The sequence below is a fragment of the Peptoniphilus sp. SGI.035 genome (assembly GCF_050315115.1).
Taxonomy (GTDB): Bacteria; Bacillota; Clostridia; order Tissierellales; family Peptoniphilaceae; genus Peptoniphilus_A.
Genome location: NZ_JBNPOJ010000002.1, coordinates 34,682 through 53,798, shown reverse-complemented (window position 1 = coordinate 53,798; position 19,117 = coordinate 34,682). Strand labels below are relative to the sequence as shown.

Below are 19,117 nucleotides of genomic sequence, written 5' to 3'. Positions count from 1 at the left end.
CCTAAGCTGAAAGTCTCTTTCTGCCCTTTCTTCTTCTTGCCTTAATAACGGCTCTACCTGCTCTAGTTCTCATTCTTGAACGAAAACCATGTTCTCTTTTTCTTTGTTTATTTTTTGGTTGAAAAGTTCTCTTCAAAATTCTCACCTCTTTCTATCTTTATCATTTTATTTACAAACGGTTAAATTGTCAAGTAATATAGATGATTTAATAGTAAATAGGCTAAAATTTTTATTTTAATTATTTCAAAAATTAAAAATTTTAAAATCTTGTAAAATCCCTTATTGTTGATAAGTCTAGCATTATTTGTTAAAATATATGTGGATAAATATAAATTGTTTGTAGATAAAAACAAAACTGTTTATAAATAAAGTTATTAACATTGTGTTGATAATATGTTGATAATTTTATTTTTATTTTGTAAAAATTAGAAATAATCTAGTTTTTATTCAAAGTTATCAACAATTCTAGTTAAAATATATTGTTTATATTTTTTTATCCACAGATTTATTCACAATTGTAGATTTAATTATTAACTACAATTTATCAACAATATAAAAATTGTTAATGAGGAGGAAATATGGACAAAGAACTTTCCACAATGTGGGAATCTTTCTTAAAAGAACTTGAAAAAAGATCTATGTCTCAAGTTACATATTCCACTTGGTTTTCACGAATGCTTCCAAAATCAATAGACTACGATAGCAAAAAAATTGTAATTAAAGTTCCGTCACCTTTTATAAGAGATTATCTCGTAAATAACAAAAGACACTTTGATTTAGTTGGCGATGCTTTAAAGGAAATTACTGGAATTGATTTTGACATTAGCATTATTTCAGATGACGAATCTGCCGATTCAAATCCTGCTGGACTTATAAATAAGCCATTTTTAAATGTATCAAGGCTCAATCCAAAATATACTTTTGAAACATTTGTAGTTGGAAAGAGCAACGAATTTGCCCATGCAGCAGCACTTGCAGTTTCTGAGAATTATGAAAATCCGCAAAATGCCTTTTCAAATCCACTCTTCATATATGGAGGTGTTGGACTTGGCAAGACCCATTTAATGCACGCAATTGGACATTTTGTACTAGAGCAAGATCCTACTAAAAAAATTTTATATGTTACAAGTGAACAATTTACAAATGAACTTATAAATTCCATTCAAACTAATAAAAACGAAGAATTTAGAAATAAGTACAGAAAGGTAGATCTTCTCTTGATCGACGATATTCAATTTATAGCTGATAAAGACAGAACTCAGGAAGAATTTTTTCATACCTTTAATGAACTTCACGAACAAAATAAACAAATTGTATTAACTTCTGATAAACCGCCTAAGGATATTAAAAGTCTTGAGGAAAGGTTAATTTCAAGATTTGCTTGGGGACTTGTAGTAGACATTGGACCTCCTGATTTGGAAACTAGAATTGCAATTCTTAGAAAAAAAGCTGACTCTGAAGGTTTTGAAGTTAGCCAAGAAGTTATGAATTTTATAGCTGAAAATGTAAGAAGTAATATTAGAGAACTTGAGGGAGCACTCTCTCGCGTTATGGCATATTCAAAGCTAACAGATTCTGATATTTCTGTTGATTCTGCAGCTATAGTCCTTCGAGATATTTACGAAACTAAAGAAAAAAAACAAATTACAGCAGAATTTATAAAAGCAGAAGTTGCCAAAAAATATGGTTTAACAATAGATGATTTGAATTCACGAAAGAGAACCAATGCTATTGCTTATCCAAGGCAAATAGCTATGTATATTACTAGAGAACTTACTGATTTAAGCCTTCCAAAAATAGGCGATGTATTTGGTGGTCGTGATCACTCAACTGTAATTCACGCATACGATAAAATAACTCAGGATTTAGATAATGATCCTATATTTAAAATTGAGATAACAAATTTAATAAAAGAAATAAAATCTTAATTGTTGATAACTTTTTAAAATTAAAAAACTTATCAACATGTTATCAATATTAATTTTTATTAAATCTCAAGATTTTAAGGACTTATTCACAAATTAACAAGCCCTACTACTATTACTATTTTATATACTATTTTCTAGGAGGAAAAAATGCTAATAAAGGTTAACAGAAAAGAACTGACAAAACACATTTCAATAGTTCAAAAAGCAATTTCTCAGAGAACAACTATGCAAATACTTGAAGGCATAAAAATAACAGCTAAAGATAACACTTTAATATTAGCTGCTACTGATACAGAAATAAGCATTAAGACTAAATTAAATGCAATAGTTGAAAGAGAGGGAGAAATCGTAATAAATTCCAGACTATTTGGAGATATTGTTAGAAAACTTGAAAATGACATTATAAATATAAATGTAGAAAATTATGTGATGAATCTAAAGTGTGGTGATTCTATTTTTAATATTTCTACTCAAAAGGCAGATGAATATCCAGATCTTCCAAAGGTTGAAGATGATATTAAGATAAATATTTCATCAAATGATTTAAAAAACATTGTAAAGAAAACTACTTTTGCAGTTTCCAATGACGAATCTAGAATTGTTTTCACTGGTGTACTTATGGATATAAGGAAGAGTTTTATAAACTTCGTTGCACTAGATGGATTTAGAATGGCAATTCAAAAACTTGAAAAGGAAACGGGAATTGAAAATTCAATTATTATACCATCAAGATCACTTAATGAACTTGTAAAAATAATAGATAATGATATAGATGTAACTCTTAATATTTCAAAAAATAATATAGTTTTTAAATTTGATAACACTGTATTTTATAGTACATTATTAAGTGGCGAATTTTTTAGTTACGGTGCACTTCTAAGAGATGAACACAAAATTTCTACTATTGTATCGAAAAGGGAATTTCAACTTGCAGTTGAAAGAGCATCTCTTCTTGCAAGAGAAGATAGAGCAAATCTTATTAAATTAAATGTATTAGAAAATTACATCAATATTAAGAGTAATTCAGAAATAGGAGATGTTTTTGAAAAGGTCAAGACATCAGAACATGAAGAAGTTTTAGATATTGCTTTTAATTCAAGATATATTTTAGATGGAGTTAAAATTTTAGAATCTGAGGAAATTGTACTTAACTTTACAGATTCCGTAAATCCATTAATAATAACAGAAAAAGAAGATGACTCCTATATATATCTTGTACTTCCAGTTAGACTTGCGGGGTAATTATGGAAACTATAAATATAGATACTGAATTTATAAAACTAGATTCTTTTCTAAAACTTACAGGACTTTGTGAATCAGGTGGTTTTGCCAAGGCTCTGATTTTAGATGGAAATGTAAAAGTTAATGGAGAAGTTGAAACTAGAAGAGGAAAAAAATTATACAAGGGAGATAAAATTTCCTTTGAGGGAAATGAATATATAATTGGTGAGAAATGAAACTCAAATATCTAAGACTTTTTAATTTCAGAAATTATAAGAGTTTAGATTTTATTCCTGGTGAAAATATAAACGTGCTCTATGGTTTAAATGCTTCGGGAAAGACAAACTTAATTGAATCTATATATATGTCTATAAGGGCAAATTCTTTTAGAAATCCAAAAGATAAAGATCTCATTAATGTTGATGAAAATTATTCTAGTATTATTACGAGATATAATATAGAGGATTATAAGGACGATTATAGAGTTGAAATTTCAAAATTTGAAAATAAAAAATTATTTATAAATGATGAAAAAGTAAATACTAAGGATTATAGAAAATCTAGGTTTGTTGTTCTTTTTAATCCCGATGATCTCAATATGATAAAATATTCACCTAAGGAAAGAAGAAAATTTTTAGACGATTTATTGTCAAATATTGATCTTAATTATGATTTTTATATGTACAAATATAGAAGACTTTTATTCGAGAGAAATAAACTTCTTAAGATGAATATGGATAAAAATCTTTTAGATGTATATGACAGAGAAATAGTAAAAAATGGGACTAAAATAATTATTATGAGGTTAAAAACCATAAAGAGATTAAATGAAATTGCTAAAGAGCATTATAAATTAATTTCTGGGGATGATCTTAATATTACTTATCTTTCAACGGTTCCAGTTTTAGTTGATGAGAGAGAACTTATGGAAAATTATTTAATGCTTTTAAAGGATTCTCTTTCTAAGGATTTGGAAAAAAAATACACGACTATTGGCCCTCATAGAGATGATTTAGATTTTAAGATTAACAAATTTTCTTCTAAGAGTTATGGATCTCAAGGCGAACAAAGAAGTATTGTACTTAGTTTAAAGTTAGCTGAAGCAGATTTAATAAAGGATTTATATAAAATAAAACCACTTCTTCTTTTAGATGATGTTTTTTCAGAGATTGATTCAAATAGAAGTAAGTATTTATTACATTCATTAAAAGATTTACAGACATTTATTACTACAACAGAAACTGATAATTTTTTAAAGTCGGTTGATGCAAATTTTTATAGAATAAGTGAAGGTAAATTAATTTATTAGAACAGGAGATAAAATGGCGAAAGACAAAAGACATTATGACGCATCGGACATACAGGTATTGGAGGGACTAGATCCCGTTAGAAAAAGACCTGGTATGTATATTGGTTCTACTGGACCAAGAGGACTCCATCATTTAGTATATGAAGTTGTGGACAATTCAATTGATGAGGCTCTTGCCGGTATATGCGATCATATAATTATAAAAATAAACAAAGATGGAAGTATAGAAATTTCTGATAATGGTTCAGGTATTCCAGTTGCAATACACCCACAAACTGGCAAATCAACAGTAGAAACTGTACTTACAATTCTTCACGCAGGTGGAAAATTCAACAATTCTGCTTATAAAGTTTCTGGTGGACTTCACGGTGTAGGTGTGTCTGTAGTAAATGCTCTTTCAAATAAATTAGTTGCAACTGTAAAAAGAGATGGCAAAATTTATAGACAAGAGTTTTCTAGAGGTATTAAAAAAACTGAACTTGAAGTTATAGGAGAAACCAAAATTGATGACACTGGTACTAAAATTTATTTTGAACCAGATGATACAATATTTGAAACTGTAGAATTTTCTGACGAAATTCTCTCTAAGAGATTTAGAGAAATGGCTTTTTTAAATAAAGGGATTAAAATTGAATTCATAGATGAACGAAAAAATTCAAGAGAAGTGTTCCACTATGAAGGTGGAATTAAATCCTTTGTTGAATTTATTAATCATAAGAAAAAGCCAATTCATGACGAAATAATATATATAGATGAAGTAAGGGAAGAAACTGCAGTTGAAATTGCAATTCAATACACAGATTCTTATTCAGAAGTCGTACTTTCCTTTGCAAATAATATTAATACTGAGGAAGGTGGAAGTCACCTTTCAGGTTTTAGATCTGCTCTTACTAGAACTTTAAATGACTATGGAAGAAAAAATAATATTATAAAGGAAAAAGAAGAAAATCTTTCAGGTGAAGATGTAAGGGAAGGAATTTCTGCAGTAATAAGTGTAAAACTTCCTGACCCACAATTTGAAGGACAAACTAAGGGAAAACTTGGCAATTCAGAAACAAGGGGAATTGTAGATTCAGTTTTATCTGAAGATTTGACAATTTTCTTGGAAGAAAATCCAAAAATTGGAAAACAAATTTTAGATAAAGCTCTTTCAGCAAGGCGTGCAAGAGAAGCTGCTAGAAAGGCAAGAGACTTAACTAGAAAGAAAAACAACTTAGAGTCAATGACTCTTCCAGGTAAGCTTGCAGATTGTCAAAATGACGATCCAGAGAGAAATGAAATCTTTTTAGTCGAAGGTAATTCTGCTGGTGGCTCTGCAAAGGACGGTAGAGATTCAGAGTATCAGGCAATTCTTCCTTTAAGAGGAAAGATCATGAACGTTGAAAAGGCAAGATTGGATAAAATGCTAAATTCATCTGAAATTCGTGCAATGATTACTGCCTTTGGAACGGGAATTGGCGAAGAATTTAATATAGACAAACTAAGATACGATAAAATTATAATCATGACTGATGCCGATGTTGACGGTGCTCACATCATGACTCTTCTTTTGACATTATTCTTTAGATATATGAAACCTCTTATAGAAGAGGGACATGTCTATGTTGCACAAGCTCCGCTATATGGTATAGAAAAGGGAACAAAAATACTTAGATATTGTCACAATGAAAAGGAACTTAAACTTGCACTTAAAGAATATAAAGACGCAAAAGTAAATATTAAGAGATATAAAGGTCTAGGAGAAATGAATCCTGAACAACTTTGGGAAACTACAATGAATCCAGACAACAGACTTCTTTTAAAGGTAAATATAGATGATTTAACAGAAGCTGATGATACTTTTACAATTTTAATGGGTTCAGAAGTTGAACCAAGAAGAGAATTTATAACAGAAAATGCAGTTTATGCAGATTATATAGATGCATAGGGGTGAAAGATGACTGAAAATAATTTTATAGAATCAGGAATACTTGATGTTGATATTAATAAAAAAATGAGGTCTTCTTATCTCGATTATTCAATGTCTGTAATAGTGGCAAGAGCACTTCCTGATGTAAGAGATGGACTTAAACCAGTTCACAGAAGAATTTTATATGGAATGCAAGGACTAAACCTTGCATCTAATGGACCATATAGAAAATCTGCAAGGCTTGTTGGGGATGTAATGGGTAAGTATCACCCTCATGGTGATTCTTCAATTTATGAAGCAACAGTAAGACTTGCACAAGATTTTAATACTAGATATCCATTAGTAGATGGACAAGGAAACTTTGGTAATATCGACGGCGACGGTGCTGCAGCAATGCGTTATACAGAAGTTAGAATGACTAAGCTTGCAGAAGAAATGCTAAGAGATATAAATAAAGATACAGTTGATTTCGTTCCAAACTTTGATGATAACGAAAAGGAACCAACTATTCTTCCAGCAAGATTTCCAAATCTTTTAGTAAATGGATCTAGTGGTATTGCCGTAGGTATGGCTACAAATATGGCTCCACATAATATGAATGAATCAATTGATGGAATCATCGCTTATATTGACAACGACAATATTTCCATTAGTGAATTAAATGAAATTATAAAGGGACCAGATTTTCCAACAGGAGCTCAAATTATGGGAACTGAAGGAATTAAGGAAGCCTATGAAACAGGTAGAGGAAAAATAATTGTAAGGGCAATTGCAGAAATAAAAAGTTTTAAAAATAATCGTGAAAAAATAGTTATTACAGAACTTCCTTATCAAGTTAACAAATCTGCACTTATAATGAAAATTGCTGATCTTGCAAAAAATAAAGTAATTGACGGAATTTCAAATATTACAGATGCTTCAAATAGAAAGGGTATCAACATAATTGTTGAATTAAAAAGAGATGCCAATGCAGAAGTTGTTTTAAATAAACTTTACAAAAATACGCAAATGCAAACAACTTTTGGAATTATAAATCTTGCACTTGTAAATGGAAAGCCAGAAATTTTAAATTTAAAAGAAATTATTAGGTACTATGTCGATCACCAAGTTGAAGTAGTTACTAGAAGAACTAAATTTGATTTAGACAAAGCTGAAAAAAGAGCTCATATAGTTGAGGGACTTTTTATAGCACTTGATAATATTGACAGAATTATAAAAATAGTAAGAGCATCAAAGGATGATTCTGAAGCAAAGAAAAAATTCTATGAAGAATTTAACTTATCTGATGCACAATCTCAAGCTATTTTAGACATGAGAATAAGAAGACTTACAGGACTTGAAAGAGAAAGACTTGAAGCTGAATATGAAAAACTTCAAGCTGATATAAAATGGTTTAAAGAAATTTTGGAAGACAATAATGTACTTATGAAACTAATAAAAGAAGAGCTTCTTGAGATAAAAACAAAATATGGAGATTTGAGAAAAACTGTAATTTCTCACGATAGAACTGATATAGAAATAGAAGATATTATAAAGAAAGAAGATGTTGTAATAACACTTACTCAATTTGGATATATCAAGAGAATGAGCGAGGGAACTTATAAACCACAAAAAAGAGGTGGCAGAGGAGTTTCTTCAGGAAATATGAGAGACAATGATTTTGTAAAGGAACTTTTTGTAACATCAACTCACGATATGATTTTATTCTTTACATCTTTAGGAAATGTATTTAAATTAAAAGCATATGAAATTCCAGAGGATTCAAGAACTTCAAGGGGAACAGCAATTGTAAATCTACTTGAACTAGAAGAAGGAGAAAAAGTTACATCAATAATTCCAGTGGAAGAATACGACCCTGACATGAATGTCTTAATGGTAACTGAAAAGGGACTTATAAAGAGAACCCCATTTAAAGAATACAAAAATATTAGAAAATCTGGAATAATTGCTATAAAATTAAATGAAGATGATAAGTTAATTAATGTTCATTTAACAAAAAATAATGAAGATGTAATACTTGTAACTAAAAAAGGTCTTGCAATAAGATTTAACGAAGAACAAGTTAGAAAATCAGGTAGAAATTCTATGGGAGTTAAGTCAATTGATCTTGCTGATGGTGACATTGTAGTTTCATCTGATCTTGCATACGATGATAAATATTTATTAGTAATATCTGAAAATGGATTTGGAAAATTAACTGAAATATCCAAATACAGACCACAAAACAGAGGCGGAAAAGGTCTTTTAACTTATAAGATTACTAAAAAGACTGGCGATTTAGCATCTGCTGCAGTTGTGGAAAAAGAAGATGATGTAATGATAATTGCAGATTCTGGAGTTATTATTAGGATTTTGACAGAAGATATTTCTATCCAAGGAAGAAATACATCTGGTGTTAAACTTATGAATTTGACTGATGCAAAAGTTGTAGCTGTAGCTAATTATATTGGAGATTAGGAGGCTTTATGGAATTTAAATTAGAGTCAAAAAACACTGATGAATTTTTAATTATATATCCAAAGGGAGAATTGGATGTATACAATACAAAAAAATTCAAAGAAAAATCTATAAAATACTACGAAAAAAATAAAAAAGATATTTTATTTGACTGTATAGACTTAGAATATCTTGATTCAACTGGTCTTGGTTCACTTATCTATATTTTAAAAGAGTTAGAAAAAGATGGAAATAAAATTGTAATTGAAAATTTAAACAAATCAATTATGAAGCTTTTTAAGATAACCAAACTTGACGATATGTTTGAAATCAGGGGGTAATATGGATACACTTAAATATCAAATACCTAATGATGCCAAATATTTTTCAACAGTAAGATTAATGTTATCTGGTATTTTAAATCTATTAAATAGAAACATTGAAGAAATAGAAGATTTAAAAATGGCAGTTACAGAAAGTTTGAATATTTCACTATGTTTAACTGACCTAGATCATATCGATTTAGTATTTGAAATAGAAGAAAATAATATAAAAATTTGTGTAAGCGAGATCAATGAAGAAAAGTTAGAAAAATCTGAAAAATTGTTTCTTTCAAAAACCATTATTGAATCTCTTGTAGATGAATGCTATTTTGATGGAAATAAATTTATTTTGTCAAAAAAATTGTAAGGATTTGTTATGAATTTAAAAGAATACAACAACTTAGATAGAAGACTTACAAAGGAAGAGAGAAGAGAACTTTTTAAAGAATACCACAAAACTGATGACCAAGAAATAAGGGACATTTTAATCGAAGAGCATCTTTATATAGCAGAAATCCTATCCAAAAAATATGCAGGCAGGGGAATAGACTACGACGACATCTATCAAGTGGCATCTATTGGGTTAATCTATGCAATACAGAGATATGATCCAGACAAGGGATTTGAATTTTCATCCTTTGCAACGCCAACTATAATTGGAGAAATAAAAAAATATTTTAGGGACAATGGATGGACAATTAGGGTTCCAAGAAGAATACAAGAGCTTTCTAAAAAAATTGCAAATGCAACTGTTACTTTATCCCAAAAATATCAAAAAACTCCAACTATTGATGAAATTGCAGAATTTTTAAATTCAACTCCAGAAGAAATTATGGAATCAATGGAAGCATCAAAAGTTTATACTCCTCAGTCCCTTGATGTAACTTATGAATCAGGTGATGAAAGTGAAGTAAATCTATCTGATTTAATAGGAGTAGAGGAAAAGTATTTCGATAAAATAGAATCAAATGACTTCTTTAAAAGAGCAATGGAAAATTTAGACGAAGTTGAAAAAACTATTTTAATCGACAGATATTTTAACAAAAAAACACAAGTTGTAATTGCAAAGGAACTAAACATTTCTCAAATGACAGTTTCTAGAATAGAAAAGAAAGTTTTAGAAAAAATGAAAAAAGAACTTGCTAAAACTATGGAGGTTTAATGAATAGAAATAGGTACCTAGTTACACTTTTAAAACTAGTAAATTTATTTGAAATAGTTGTGTCCGTTATGCTAATAGCTGGAGTTGTAATATCAGTGCCTGATATTTTAAAATACTATTTAAAAATAATAACAAGCGATGCCACACACTCTTATAAAATATTCCAAAATTTTCTTTCTCATGTGCTTTTACTTGTAATAGCCATAGAATTTGTGGTATTAATGATTGCTCATACCGATACAAATATAATTCATTTAATACTACTTGTAATATCTAGGAAGATGTTGGTGTACTCAGACACAATGATAGACTTACTTATAGCAACTGTTGCAATTGCAGTATTGTTTGCCGTAAGAAAATTTTTATTGACTGGCGTTAGTATGGACAGCACAGCAAATGAACAAAATGAATATTCCGCATCAACCCCAATTAAAATACTCAATCGAAAGTATGGATTTGACATAGACCCAGGGGACTCAACAACACTTGGAGGTTATGTAACTGCACTTCTAATTAAAAATGCAGAAGAAGCAGATACTGGAGTAATAGTAGAAGATGGAAATTACATTTTCCAAATTGTAAAAATGGCAACTGGTGGAGTTATACAAACAGTTTCAGTAGAAAAAATAGACAAAAAAGATAAATGAATTTTAACCTATGAGATTTAGATTTAACTCATAGGTTTTTTTAATAAAAACTTAATAACAAATGTAGATAAAAAACAAAAAATGTGAATAACTTTAACAAAATTTTAAAAAATAAAAAGACTTATCCACAAAAAATAAAAAAGACTCGGTTTTCCCGAGTCCAAATAAAATTACATAGTTCTTTTATCTGCTGGTAAAAATGAATCCACAATACCAAGAATAAAAGCACCAACAACAGCGCCAAGAATTGATACAGTAAATCCATCTACGATTTTACCTGTAATGAATAGAATAATAGCTGCAACTACAAATCCTACAGCTCCTCTACCAAAGGGTGAAGCGTCAATACCTGTAAATTTATTTATAGCCCAGTCTAAAATTCCAATAACAATAGCTGCCATAATAGCAGTCGAATATCCGTCTGTTTGAATTCCTATAGAAAGTGCAGAAGTTACAAGAATAGCTAATCCACTTACAAGGATTTTAATTATTAATTTTATCATAATTTCTCCTTCCAGTTTATTTATAGCCATTGGACAATAAATTAAACAATTTTAATTAATTTGGGTATAAAAATATGGGAGGATTGTAATGAAATTTGTAAAAATAGAAGTATTTATCCCGAGAGAAAATACAAAAAAACTAATGGAAAAAGTAAATAAAGGCGGATTTTTAAAAGAAGAAAACTATGACTTTTGCTATGCAGAAACTCCTGTTATAGGACATTTCAGACCAATAGAAGGTGCAAATCCATATATAGGAAGCCTTGGAAAAATAGAAGATGTTTTAGAAAATAAAGTTGAATTTAGAATAAGACAAGAAGATTTATCTAAAGTAATGAAAATAATAAAAGAAAATCATCCTTATGAAGTACCAGTTATAAATATAATAGAGCTTTATGATGTTTAACAAGCATAAAAAAATCACCTGCAAAAGCAAGTGATATGGCGTCCGCGAGAGGAATCGAACCTCCGACCCCACGCTTAGGAGGCGTGTGCTCTATCCTACTGAGCTACGTGGACCTATAAAATAATTGTATATAAAATTTTAAGAAGTGTCAATTTTTTTTGACACTTCAAATATTTAAATTATTTTTTATTTGAAAATTTTTAACAAATTCCTTATTACTAAAAAGCTTATTTTTCAAAATTTTAAGCAGCTTTATCTATATTTACAAATATTTCTTCAAAAACTCTTTTGAATTTATTAAAAATTCCTCTTTCATAAACCTTGTCTTTAACTATTAAATCTGTTGTATAAATTAAGTTGTCGTCTTTGTAAAAGCTAATTTTTCCGACGGAGGAGCCTCTTTCAATAGGAGCTTTTAAGTTTTCGTCTATGCTTACAACTTCTTTAAATTTTTCGTCAGTTTTTGAGAGAATATATCCCACTTCCTTTTGGTAAACTGGGATATTTTCGTCTTGAGAGTTGAGAACTTCTATGGTTCTAACTTCCTTTTTTGTATCACCTATGGCGTTATAACCATAGTCTTCAAAACCTTTTGTTATAAGTCTTTTGCAAGCTACAAATCTTTCAAAGTCAGAATTGGAACCAGTTGTAATACAAATTAATCTCATGTCCTTAGATTTTTCGTCTACACCTTTTTTAAGTCCTGTTAAAATTACGCACCTTCCTGCTGCATTTGTGTATCCAGTTTTTAGTCCGTCAACTTCTGGCACAATTCCAAGTACGGGGTTTGTGTTATATTCGATAAAATTTCTTTCAGGTTCTTCCAATTTTTCAATAGTTGTATATTTTAAAATCTCAGGGTGGTATTTTAATAGTTCTGATGCTAGTTTAAACATTTCTCTAGTGGTCATCTTATTGTAGTCTGTGATTTCATAATTTGTAAGTCCTGTTGGGTTGACCATTAGGGCATTTTTTAGTCCAAGATCCTCACATTTTTTGTTCATCATTTTTACAAAACCATCAGTTGTGCCTCCAACATATTTTGCAAGTGCTGTTATAGCATCATTACCAGATACTACCATAGAGGCCTCTATTAATTTTTCTACGCTTACATTGTCGCCTTCTTTTAATTTGAAAGAAGACCCCATAAGTGATGCTACTTCGTGGTCAATTTTTACTTCGTCATTTAGCGAAATTGTTCCATCTTCTATTTTATCTAGCACTACGAATATAGAAACTAATTTTGAAGTTGATGCCATTGCACGAACTTCATCTAAGTTATAGCCTTCTATAATCTTTCCTGATTTATAATCTCCAAGTAGATAGGATTTTGTAAGTCCTTCTAGGGGAACGTCTTCTAATTTTTTAATTTTATCTGCTTCATATTGGTTTGCTTTTTGTACACCTTGTTTTGTCGGTACTAAAAAGTTTTGATTTCTAATTGCTAAGGGATCGGTAACTTGACTTGATCCGTTGTTATTCAAATTTTCATTTGTATTTAAACTTGAATTTTCTACTGCCTGATTGTTTTCAGCCATTGTGCTTATTGGCGATGTTAAAAATATAATGGCAATAGATAAGTATAGAAGTAATTTCTTCATCTTACACCTCGGCAAATATTGTATCAAATTATAAATAAATTGTAAATTAAAGAGAAATGCACATATTTAATAAGATTATAATCGCCAATTTATCGGTATTAGTTATTAATATAAACGCTAATGTGTTATAATAAAATTTATAAATTTTACAAATAAATTTATGAGGAGATTATAATGGATAAACAAAAAATAGAAAAAGCTGTAGAAATGATAATCGAAGCCATAGGAGAAGATAAAAACAGAGAAGGTTTAATTGAAACTCCTGCTAGAATTGCAAGAATGTATGAGGAAGTTTTTGCAGGTATAGGTAAAACTGCCGAAGAACATTTATCAAAAACTTTTGAAATTACTGAGGACAATATAGTAGTAGTAAAAGATATAAACTTTTTCTCGATGTGCGAACATCACTTTCTACCTTTCTATGGCAAAGCACATATTGCATATATTCCAAATCAAAAAGTTGCAGGTCTTTCTAAATTAGCAAGGACTGTGGAAACTTATGCAAAAAAACCACAATTACAAGAAAGACTTAGCATTGAAATAGCTGATGCAATGATGAAATACCTTGAACCAAAGGGAGTTTTAGTTGTAATTGAGGCTGAGCATATGTGCATGAATATGAGAGGTGTTAAAAAACCAGGGTCAAAAACTGTTACTTCTGTTTCTAGAGGAGTTTTTGAAACTGATGAAAAACAAAAGCAAGAAGCTTTTAGATTAATTAAATTCTAATGGAAGATATATATTTAAAAGAAACAAATATAATTGTAAAGAGTAAAATTTATAAGGACTATTTAAAGGAACTTGAATATCTTGAAAGTGATAGATTCTTTTGCAGACACAATTACGAACATTTTATATCCGTCGCTAGAATTTGCTATATTTTAAAATTAGAGGAAAATGTAGATGTTTGTAAAGATATGATTTATGCCACTGCACTGTTGCACGATTTAGGTCGTATTTTTGAAATAAAAGAAGGAATAAATCATGCCTTAGCGTCAGTTACAATTGCAAAAGAAATTTTAAAACTAACAAATTTTTCTAAGGAAGATAAAGAAAGAATTTTAAACTGTATAAGTTACCACAGAAAAAAAGAAAAATCAGAAGATGAATTTTTTAATATTTTTTATAGAGCAGACAAATTATCAAGACCTTGTTTTAGATGTCCTGCTTATGAACAATGCAATTGGAGTTTCCAAAAGAAAAATCACGAAATAATATATTGATGGGAGAATTATGGATTTCATAAAGATAAATGATCTTGAAGTTTATGCAAATCATGGACTTTTTGGAGAAGAAAAAAAACTTGGACAAAAATTTTTAATAAGTGCAGAAATAGGACTTAGCTTTAGAAAATGTGCAATAGAAAAAAACTTGGATGAATCCATAGATTATGGAAAATTATCCCATGAGTTATATGATCTATTTACAAGTGAAACTGAAGATTTAATCGAGACACTTGCCTATAAATTAACAAAATTTATTTTCGAAAATTATGAAATTGCAGAGTCTGTCGATTTAACTATAAAAAAGCCATGGGCACCAATAAATTTACCCTTGGACACTGCTTCAGTTAGATGCGCTAAAAAGAGAAGAAATTATTATATTGGAATTGGTACAAACCTTGGCGACAGAGAAGGGTATATTAATAGTGCCATTAAAATGATGGAAGATTCTGGTCTTAAAATTAAAGAAAAAGCAAATATAATCGAAACAAAAGCTTGGGGAAAAACTGATCAGGGAGACTTTTTAAATACAGTTGTAAAGGTAAATTCCTACGAGGATCCCTTAGACCTTCTTCATATTTTGCAAAAAATAGAAATTGATTTGGGAAGAGTAAGACATGAAAAATGGGGCGAAAGGACAATTGATCTAGATATTTTATTAATAGATAGAGAAGTTCACTTTACAGACGAATTAATAGTGCCACATCCATATATTGCAGAGCGTGAATTTGTTTTGGAATCTTTGAATGAACTAATTCCAAATTATTTTCACCCAATATTAAATAAAAAAATAAGCAAACTTTATGAAGAAGTGAAAAATGAAAATTAAGAAAGTTGGTTGTGGATGTCTCACGATTATTTTAACTCTTCTTGGCATTATTTTTGTAATGAGTTTTTTAATAAATAGAGCATCAGAAAAAAGAGCTTTGGAAGAACTAAATTATAGACAAACTTATATTGCTGAGACTGCAGATTTAGCGGTAAGAATTGCAAATAAAAACAAGCTTTTTCCATCAGTTATGATTGCACAGTCAATTCTTGAAAGCAATTGGGGAAAGTCCCAGCTTTCACAGGAGTATAATAATTATTTTGGAATAAAAGCAGTTAAAAAGGATGATGGCATAGTTTTTGAAACAGAAGAATATGTGGAAAGTGAAAGTGGAAGGTACATGGAGAATTTTAAGAAATATTCTTCAAAAAGAGATTCCTTTAATCATTACGCAAAACTTCTTACAAGGGCAAATAGATACAAAAAGGTTAAGACTGCTAAAGACTACAAAGAAGCAGCAAAATATATTCAAGAAGGCGGATATGCAACAGATCCTAATTATGCAGATAAAATAATATCTGTAATAGAAAAATACGAATTAAATAAATACGACGAAAAATAATCTCATTATAGATTATTTTAATTAGAAGGGAGTAGAAATGAATAAGAAATTACAAAATTTAATTCTCGCAATTTCCATAATAATACCATTTGGATTTCATGTTTCAGGACTAAAAAGTGAGTTAGGTCAAGGAAGCTTTATGTATTCTGTACTTTGGGGAATTATAAACTACTTATTTTTAATGACAACAGCGGATTTTATGTCAAAATTCAACAAAATTTTAAAACTGCCGGGATTAAAAATTAGAAAAAGAACTTATTTTATCAATATAATTGTTTATATAGGATTTTTGATTTTTGTAAATATATATTTTTTACAACAAATATATTTTAGAAATGTAAAAATAATAAATTACTTGGCGAGTCCATTTGTTATAATTGGATTATTTTTATTATTCTTATTCAATCTTCAAAATGGAAAATTTCTTAAAAAGGATGAAAAGGAAACAGATATATACGAAATTTCAAAGAAGCGTTCCTTTAGAGAAGGTAATGATGTCCTTGGAACTGTAGTTGGATCCTATGAACAAGGATTAGTTATAGGAAATTATTACTTCTCTTATGATAAGATGAAATCTATTTCTAAGTCAAAAGATAATGAAATAATAATAAAGGGAAAAGAGGATTCCAAAAATTATATTGTTAAAATTGGCTCTTTAAACTCTGCAAATCAAGTAGTTACTGAAGTAAACAATGCCTTAAATCAAGGAAAAATTGACGAGCAAAAGGTAAATTTAAAAAAGATAAAAAATTTTTAGGAAAACATTGACAAAATTACTTTCATGCTCTATACTATAATTAAGCTAGCTGATGAAAATAAATTGGTAACTAAGAAAAGGTGATTCCAATGAAGATTTTTAATTTGTCCCGCAAGGGAAAGGTAGCAAAGTATCTCATTTGAAAGTAGCTTATTGCTAAAGGTTGAATGCTTAATTTAAGAGATATAGAGCTATAGTTACATAACAATTGAACATTTATATTAAAGAGACTCGAAAGGGGTCTCTTTTTTTAATCCTTTGAGTTCTTGAAGGAGAAAACAATTTCAAAAAAAATTTTTAAAAATATTGTAAAAATTCTTGACAAATAGATATGGATAAATTATAGTGTAAATATAAGGTATACACACTTAAAAATACTTATGTTTTGAAAAGATTTTGAAAATTTAATAATTCAAAGTAACTTTAAATCAAAGCTGAAAATATTTAATTGAAGTAAATTAAAAGGTTATCATGAAAGTGTTATTCTAAAAAATATAATTTATTTTAATTTGCAAAAGCTTTTCATTCATAGTAAAATCAAAACAAATAGGAGGTATATAATGAAAAAGAAATTTTTAACTATTTTACTTGTATTAGTAGCTGCAATTACGCTTGGTGCTTGTAGTGCAAACACTACATCTTACCTAGATGCAGCTGAAAAAGTTGGAAACTGGAAGGGAGCAAAGGTTTCAGGAAAATTTGACTATAATATAGAAGTTAAGAACCCTGAAAGTAAAGAAACAATTAAAATTAATTTCCCTGTTACAATGACTGGTGAACAAATTGGAAAAGACAAAGCTCATGTTTTAATGAATATGGACTTTTCAAAGTTCAAAGAAGTAGTAGCTAAACAAGCTAAGTCAGAAGAAGATTTGACAGGTCTAAACAAGGACTTCCCTAACAATATTAAAATGGATATCTTTGTTAATGGCAACGAAGTTATTATATCAAAGGATATCTTTGCTATTGCTGGAAATGGATTAAAGGACATCAAGGAAGACTATATCTCATTTGCCGACGAAGCAAATGGTCTTTCTCCAAAAGCCACAAAATATTTTAGTTCTGAAGAATTTAAGGCTGATTTGTTAAAGTTAATGAATATTGCTTTTAAAGACGTAAAACAAGGAATTGACTACAAAGTTGAAGGAAATACTTATACTTTAAATGCAACTAGTGATCAAATCATCGATGAATTTATTAAGGCATCTGATGGAGTTATGAAGAATTGGGATGCTGTTTCAACTAATTTACTTACAATTATTGATAAAGCTGGTATTCCAGTAACTGATGAAGAAAAGAAAGATTTCAAAGAACTTAATAAAAATTACAAAGCAGAAGATTTAAAGAAAGCTGCTAATGAAATTAAAGAAACTGTTAAGGGATCTAGCATTTCTGAAAAGAGCACTTTCGGAGAAAATAAATATACACAAGAAATTGGTGTTAACTTTAATTTTGCTGATTCTATAAAAGTTTCTGTTAAGGGAAATGTTGAAACAATTAAAGATGAAAATGTAAAAATTAACTTCCCTACTTCAGTTAAAAAATTAACTTTAGAAGAATACACGAGTTTAGTAATGCCAAAAATGGATGTAGTTACTGTAAGAGTAAATGGCGAAGACATTACTTTTGAAGATGCAGATGCTCTTCCAAAGATTATAAATGATAGAACTATGCTTGCAGCTCGTACTTTCTATGAAAAAATTGGCGCTAAAGTTGATTGGAATGGAAAAGATAAAACTGTAACTGTAACTAAAGATAATGATAAAGTTATTCTTACAGTTGGAGCAAATAAGGCTCTTGTAAATGGAAAAGAAGTTAAACTTGATTCACCAGCAACTATTATCAATGACAAAACTTATATTCCAGTAAGATTTGTATCCGAAGCTTTTGGTTATAAAGTTAAATACGATGCAAACGAAGGAATGCCAATAGTTGACATCTTTAACATCACAGAAAAAGAACTTGCAGATAAATTAGCAAAAGTTGAAAAAGAAGAAGTAGCTGAAAATAAAGATACTAAAGAAGTGAAAGCTGAAAAGAAAGAAAATAAAGAAGTTAAAGATGAAAAGATTGTTGAAAAAACAGAAAAAACTGCAGAAAAAGCAGCTAAAGTTTTGTTTTCAGTAATTAAATAATTAGACAAAAAATCCCAAGCTCAAGGGCTTGGGATTTTTTATGCCTTTAGATAATACTTTTAAAAGTCTATAATAAAATTTTTAAAAATTTATATGAATAAAAATCTAAAGTTATTTTTATTTAATAAGGGTCTACTTATAATATTTGGTTTGTGATAATATATAG

The 19,117-nt window shown here is 29.2% G+C and carries 20 protein-coding genes and 1 tRNA gene; 17 read left to right on the top strand and 4 right to left on the bottom strand.

Going from position 1 to position 19,117, the window contains the following annotated elements; translation table 11 throughout:
- Position 1: 1 nt before the first annotated feature.
- Positions 2 to 136, bottom strand: a complete 135-nt coding sequence (gene rpmH, locus ACQRC6_RS01505; protein WP_019139068.1) for a 50S ribosomal protein L34 — start codon at positions 134 to 136, stop codon at positions 2 to 4.
- 442 nt (positions 137 to 578) lie between these two features.
- On the opposite strand from rpmH, the gene dnaA reads away from it, so the two are divergent.
- The 10 genes from dnaA to ACQRC6_RS01455 all read left to right on the top strand — a co-directional run bounded on the left by dnaA (position 579) and on the right by ACQRC6_RS01455 (position 10,935).
- A complete protein-coding gene (gene dnaA, locus ACQRC6_RS01500) occupies positions 579 to 1,928 on the top strand; it encodes a chromosomal replication initiator protein DnaA (RefSeq protein WP_293558316.1) in 1,350 nt (449 codons plus the stop codon).
- Positions 1,929 to 2,075: 147 nt separating this feature from the next.
- Positions 2,076 to 3,170, top strand: coding sequence for a DNA polymerase III subunit beta (dnaN, locus tag ACQRC6_RS01495; RefSeq protein WP_293558314.1), 1,095 nt, complete (start codon positions 2,076 to 2,078; stop codon positions 3,168 to 3,170).
- Positions 3,171 to 3,172: 2 nt separating this feature from the next.
- Positions 3,173 to 3,385: a S4 domain-containing protein YaaA gene (gene yaaA / locus ACQRC6_RS01490; RefSeq protein WP_427847421.1), complete on the top strand. Its 213-nt coding sequence runs from the start codon at positions 3,173 to 3,175 to the stop codon at positions 3,383 to 3,385.
- The gene (gene recF / locus ACQRC6_RS01485) at positions 3,382 to 4,458 is read left to right on the top strand and encodes a DNA replication/repair protein RecF (RefSeq protein ID WP_293558310.1); all 1,077 of its coding nucleotides are present in this window, start codon (positions 3,382 to 3,384) and stop codon (positions 4,456 to 4,458) included. The genes yaaA and recF overlap by 4 nt, the downstream gene beginning before the upstream one ends.
- A gap of 13 nt (positions 4,459 to 4,471) precedes the next feature.
- On the top strand, positions 4,472 to 6,385 hold the full coding sequence (gene gyrB / locus ACQRC6_RS01480; RefSeq protein WP_427847420.1) for a DNA topoisomerase (ATP-hydrolyzing) subunit B: 1,914 nt from the start codon (positions 4,472 to 4,474) through the stop codon (positions 6,383 to 6,385).
- A 9-nt stretch (positions 6,386 to 6,394) separates the two neighbouring features.
- The gene (gyrA, locus tag ACQRC6_RS01475) at positions 6,395 to 8,824 is read left to right on the top strand and encodes a DNA gyrase subunit A (protein ID WP_427847419.1); all 2,430 of its coding nucleotides are present in this window, start codon (positions 6,395 to 6,397) and stop codon (positions 8,822 to 8,824) included.
- An 8-nt stretch (positions 8,825 to 8,832) separates the two neighbouring features.
- Positions 8,833 to 9,144 (top strand): STAS domain-containing protein, encoded by a 312-nt coding sequence (locus ACQRC6_RS01470; protein ID WP_427847418.1) that lies wholly within the window; start codon positions 8,833 to 8,835, stop codon positions 9,142 to 9,144.
- Position 9,145: 1 nt separating this feature from the next.
- Positions 9,146 to 9,493 carry an anti-sigma factor gene (locus ACQRC6_RS01465; protein WP_427847417.1) on the top strand — a complete coding sequence of 116 codons (348 nt, stop codon included), beginning with the start codon at positions 9,146 to 9,148 and terminating at the stop codon, positions 9,491 to 9,493.
- Between the two features lie 9 nt (positions 9,494 to 9,502).
- The gene (locus ACQRC6_RS01460; RefSeq protein ID WP_427847416.1) at positions 9,503 to 10,288 is read left to right on the top strand and encodes a SigB/SigF/SigG family RNA polymerase sigma factor; all 786 of its coding nucleotides are present in this window, start codon (positions 9,503 to 9,505) and stop codon (positions 10,286 to 10,288) included.
- Positions 10,288 to 10,935 carry a transporter associated domain-containing protein gene (locus tag ACQRC6_RS01455; RefSeq protein WP_427847415.1) on the top strand — a complete coding sequence of 216 codons (648 nt, stop codon included), beginning with the start codon at positions 10,288 to 10,290 and terminating at the stop codon, positions 10,933 to 10,935. The genes ACQRC6_RS01460 and ACQRC6_RS01455 overlap by 1 nt, the downstream gene beginning before the upstream one ends.
- 170 nt (positions 10,936 to 11,105) lie before the next feature.
- Here ACQRC6_RS01455 and ACQRC6_RS01450 read toward each other — a convergent pair whose 3' ends face one another.
- A complete protein-coding gene (locus tag ACQRC6_RS01450; RefSeq protein WP_427847414.1) occupies positions 11,106 to 11,438 on the bottom strand; it encodes a phage holin family protein in 333 nt (110 codons plus the stop codon).
- Positions 11,439 to 11,526: 88 nt separating this feature from the next.
- On the opposite strand from ACQRC6_RS01450, the gene cutA reads away from it, so the two are divergent.
- On the top strand, positions 11,527 to 11,844 hold the full coding sequence (gene cutA, locus ACQRC6_RS01445) for a divalent cation tolerance protein CutA (RefSeq protein WP_427847413.1): 318 nt from the start codon (positions 11,527 to 11,529) through the stop codon (positions 11,842 to 11,844).
- Positions 11,845 to 11,880: 36 nt separating this feature from the next.
- Here the strand turns inward: cutA and ACQRC6_RS01440 are convergent.
- Positions 11,881 to 11,957, bottom strand: a tRNA-Arg gene (locus ACQRC6_RS01440).
- 129 nt (positions 11,958 to 12,086) lie between these two features.
- A complete protein-coding gene (locus tag ACQRC6_RS01435; RefSeq protein ID WP_427847412.1) occupies positions 12,087 to 13,445 on the bottom strand; it encodes a D-alanyl-D-alanine carboxypeptidase family protein in 1,359 nt (452 codons plus the stop codon).
- Positions 13,446 to 13,619: 174 nt separating this feature from the next.
- On the opposite strand from ACQRC6_RS01435, the gene folE reads away from it, so the two are divergent.
- The 6 genes from folE (at position 13,620) to ACQRC6_RS01405 (ending at position 18,951) form a co-directional block, all read left to right on the top strand.
- Positions 13,620 to 14,174: a GTP cyclohydrolase I FolE gene (folE, locus tag ACQRC6_RS01430; protein ID WP_427847411.1), complete on the top strand. Its 555-nt coding sequence runs from the start codon at positions 13,620 to 13,622 to the stop codon at positions 14,172 to 14,174.
- Entirely contained in the window at positions 14,174 to 14,668 is a 495-nt protein-coding gene (locus tag ACQRC6_RS01425) for an HD domain-containing protein (RefSeq protein WP_427847410.1), read from the top strand. The genes folE and ACQRC6_RS01425 overlap by 1 nt, the downstream gene beginning before the upstream one ends.
- 10 nt (positions 14,669 to 14,678) lie before the next feature.
- Entirely contained in the window at positions 14,679 to 15,497 is an 819-nt protein-coding gene (gene folK, locus ACQRC6_RS01420; RefSeq protein ID WP_427847409.1) for a 2-amino-4-hydroxy-6-hydroxymethyldihydropteridine diphosphokinase, read from the top strand.
- Positions 15,487 to 16,059: a glycoside hydrolase family 73 protein gene (locus tag ACQRC6_RS01415; RefSeq protein ID WP_427847408.1), complete on the top strand. Its 573-nt coding sequence runs from the start codon at positions 15,487 to 15,489 to the stop codon at positions 16,057 to 16,059. The genes folK and ACQRC6_RS01415 overlap by 11 nt, the downstream gene beginning before the upstream one ends.
- Before the next feature lie 37 nt (positions 16,060 to 16,096).
- On the top strand, positions 16,097 to 16,816 hold the full coding sequence (locus ACQRC6_RS01410) for a hypothetical protein (RefSeq protein WP_427847407.1): 720 nt from the start codon (positions 16,097 to 16,099) through the stop codon (positions 16,814 to 16,816).
- Between the two features lie 560 nt (positions 16,817 to 17,376).
- Positions 17,377 to 18,951 (top strand): copper amine oxidase N-terminal domain-containing protein, encoded by a 1,575-nt coding sequence (locus ACQRC6_RS01405; RefSeq protein WP_427847406.1) that lies wholly within the window; start codon positions 17,377 to 17,379, stop codon positions 18,949 to 18,951.
- Positions 18,952 to 19,117 lie beyond the last annotated feature (166 nt).

Coding starts and splice junctions, on each gene's coding strand:
- dnaA (WP_293558316.1), top strand. CDS start 579: ATGGACAAAGAACTTTCCACAATGTGGGAATCTTTCTTAAAAGAACTT.
- dnaN (WP_293558314.1), top strand. CDS start 2,076: ATGCTAATAAAGGTTAACAGAAAAGAACTGACAAAACACATTTCAATA.
- yaaA (WP_427847421.1), top strand. CDS start 3,173: ATGGAAACTATAAATATAGATACTGAATTTATAAAACTAGATTCTTTT.
- recF (WP_293558310.1), top strand. CDS start 3,382: ATGAAACTCAAATATCTAAGACTTTTTAATTTCAGAAATTATAAGAGT.
- gyrB (WP_427847420.1), top strand. CDS start 4,472: ATGGCGAAAGACAAAAGACATTATGACGCATCGGACATACAGGTATTG.
- gyrA (WP_427847419.1), top strand. CDS start 6,395: ATGACTGAAAATAATTTTATAGAATCAGGAATACTTGATGTTGATATT.
- ACQRC6_RS01470 (WP_427847418.1), top strand. CDS start 8,833: ATGGAATTTAAATTAGAGTCAAAAAACACTGATGAATTTTTAATTATA.
- ACQRC6_RS01465 (WP_427847417.1), top strand. CDS start 9,146: ATGGATACACTTAAATATCAAATACCTAATGATGCCAAATATTTTTCA.
- ACQRC6_RS01460 (WP_427847416.1), top strand. CDS start 9,503: ATGAATTTAAAAGAATACAACAACTTAGATAGAAGACTTACAAAGGAA.
- ACQRC6_RS01455 (WP_427847415.1), top strand. CDS start 10,288: ATGAATAGAAATAGGTACCTAGTTACACTTTTAAAACTAGTAAATTTA.
- ACQRC6_RS01450 (WP_427847414.1), bottom strand. CDS start 11,438: ATGATAAAATTAATAATTAAAATCCTTGTAAGTGGATTAGCTATTCTT.
- cutA (WP_427847413.1), top strand. CDS start 11,527: ATGAAATTTGTAAAAATAGAAGTATTTATCCCGAGAGAAAATACAAAA.
- ACQRC6_RS01435 (WP_427847412.1), bottom strand. CDS start 13,445: ATGAAGAAATTACTTCTATACTTATCTATTGCCATTATATTTTTAACA.
- folE (WP_427847411.1), top strand. CDS start 13,620: ATGGATAAACAAAAAATAGAAAAAGCTGTAGAAATGATAATCGAAGCC.
- ACQRC6_RS01425 (WP_427847410.1), top strand. CDS start 14,174: ATGGAAGATATATATTTAAAAGAAACAAATATAATTGTAAAGAGTAAA.
- folK (WP_427847409.1), top strand. CDS start 14,679: ATGGATTTCATAAAGATAAATGATCTTGAAGTTTATGCAAATCATGGA.
- ACQRC6_RS01415 (WP_427847408.1), top strand. CDS start 15,487: ATGAAAATTAAGAAAGTTGGTTGTGGATGTCTCACGATTATTTTAACT.
- ACQRC6_RS01410 (WP_427847407.1), top strand. CDS start 16,097: ATGAATAAGAAATTACAAAATTTAATTCTCGCAATTTCCATAATAATA.
- ACQRC6_RS01405 (WP_427847406.1), top strand. CDS start 17,377: ATGAAAAAGAAATTTTTAACTATTTTACTTGTATTAGTAGCTGCAATT.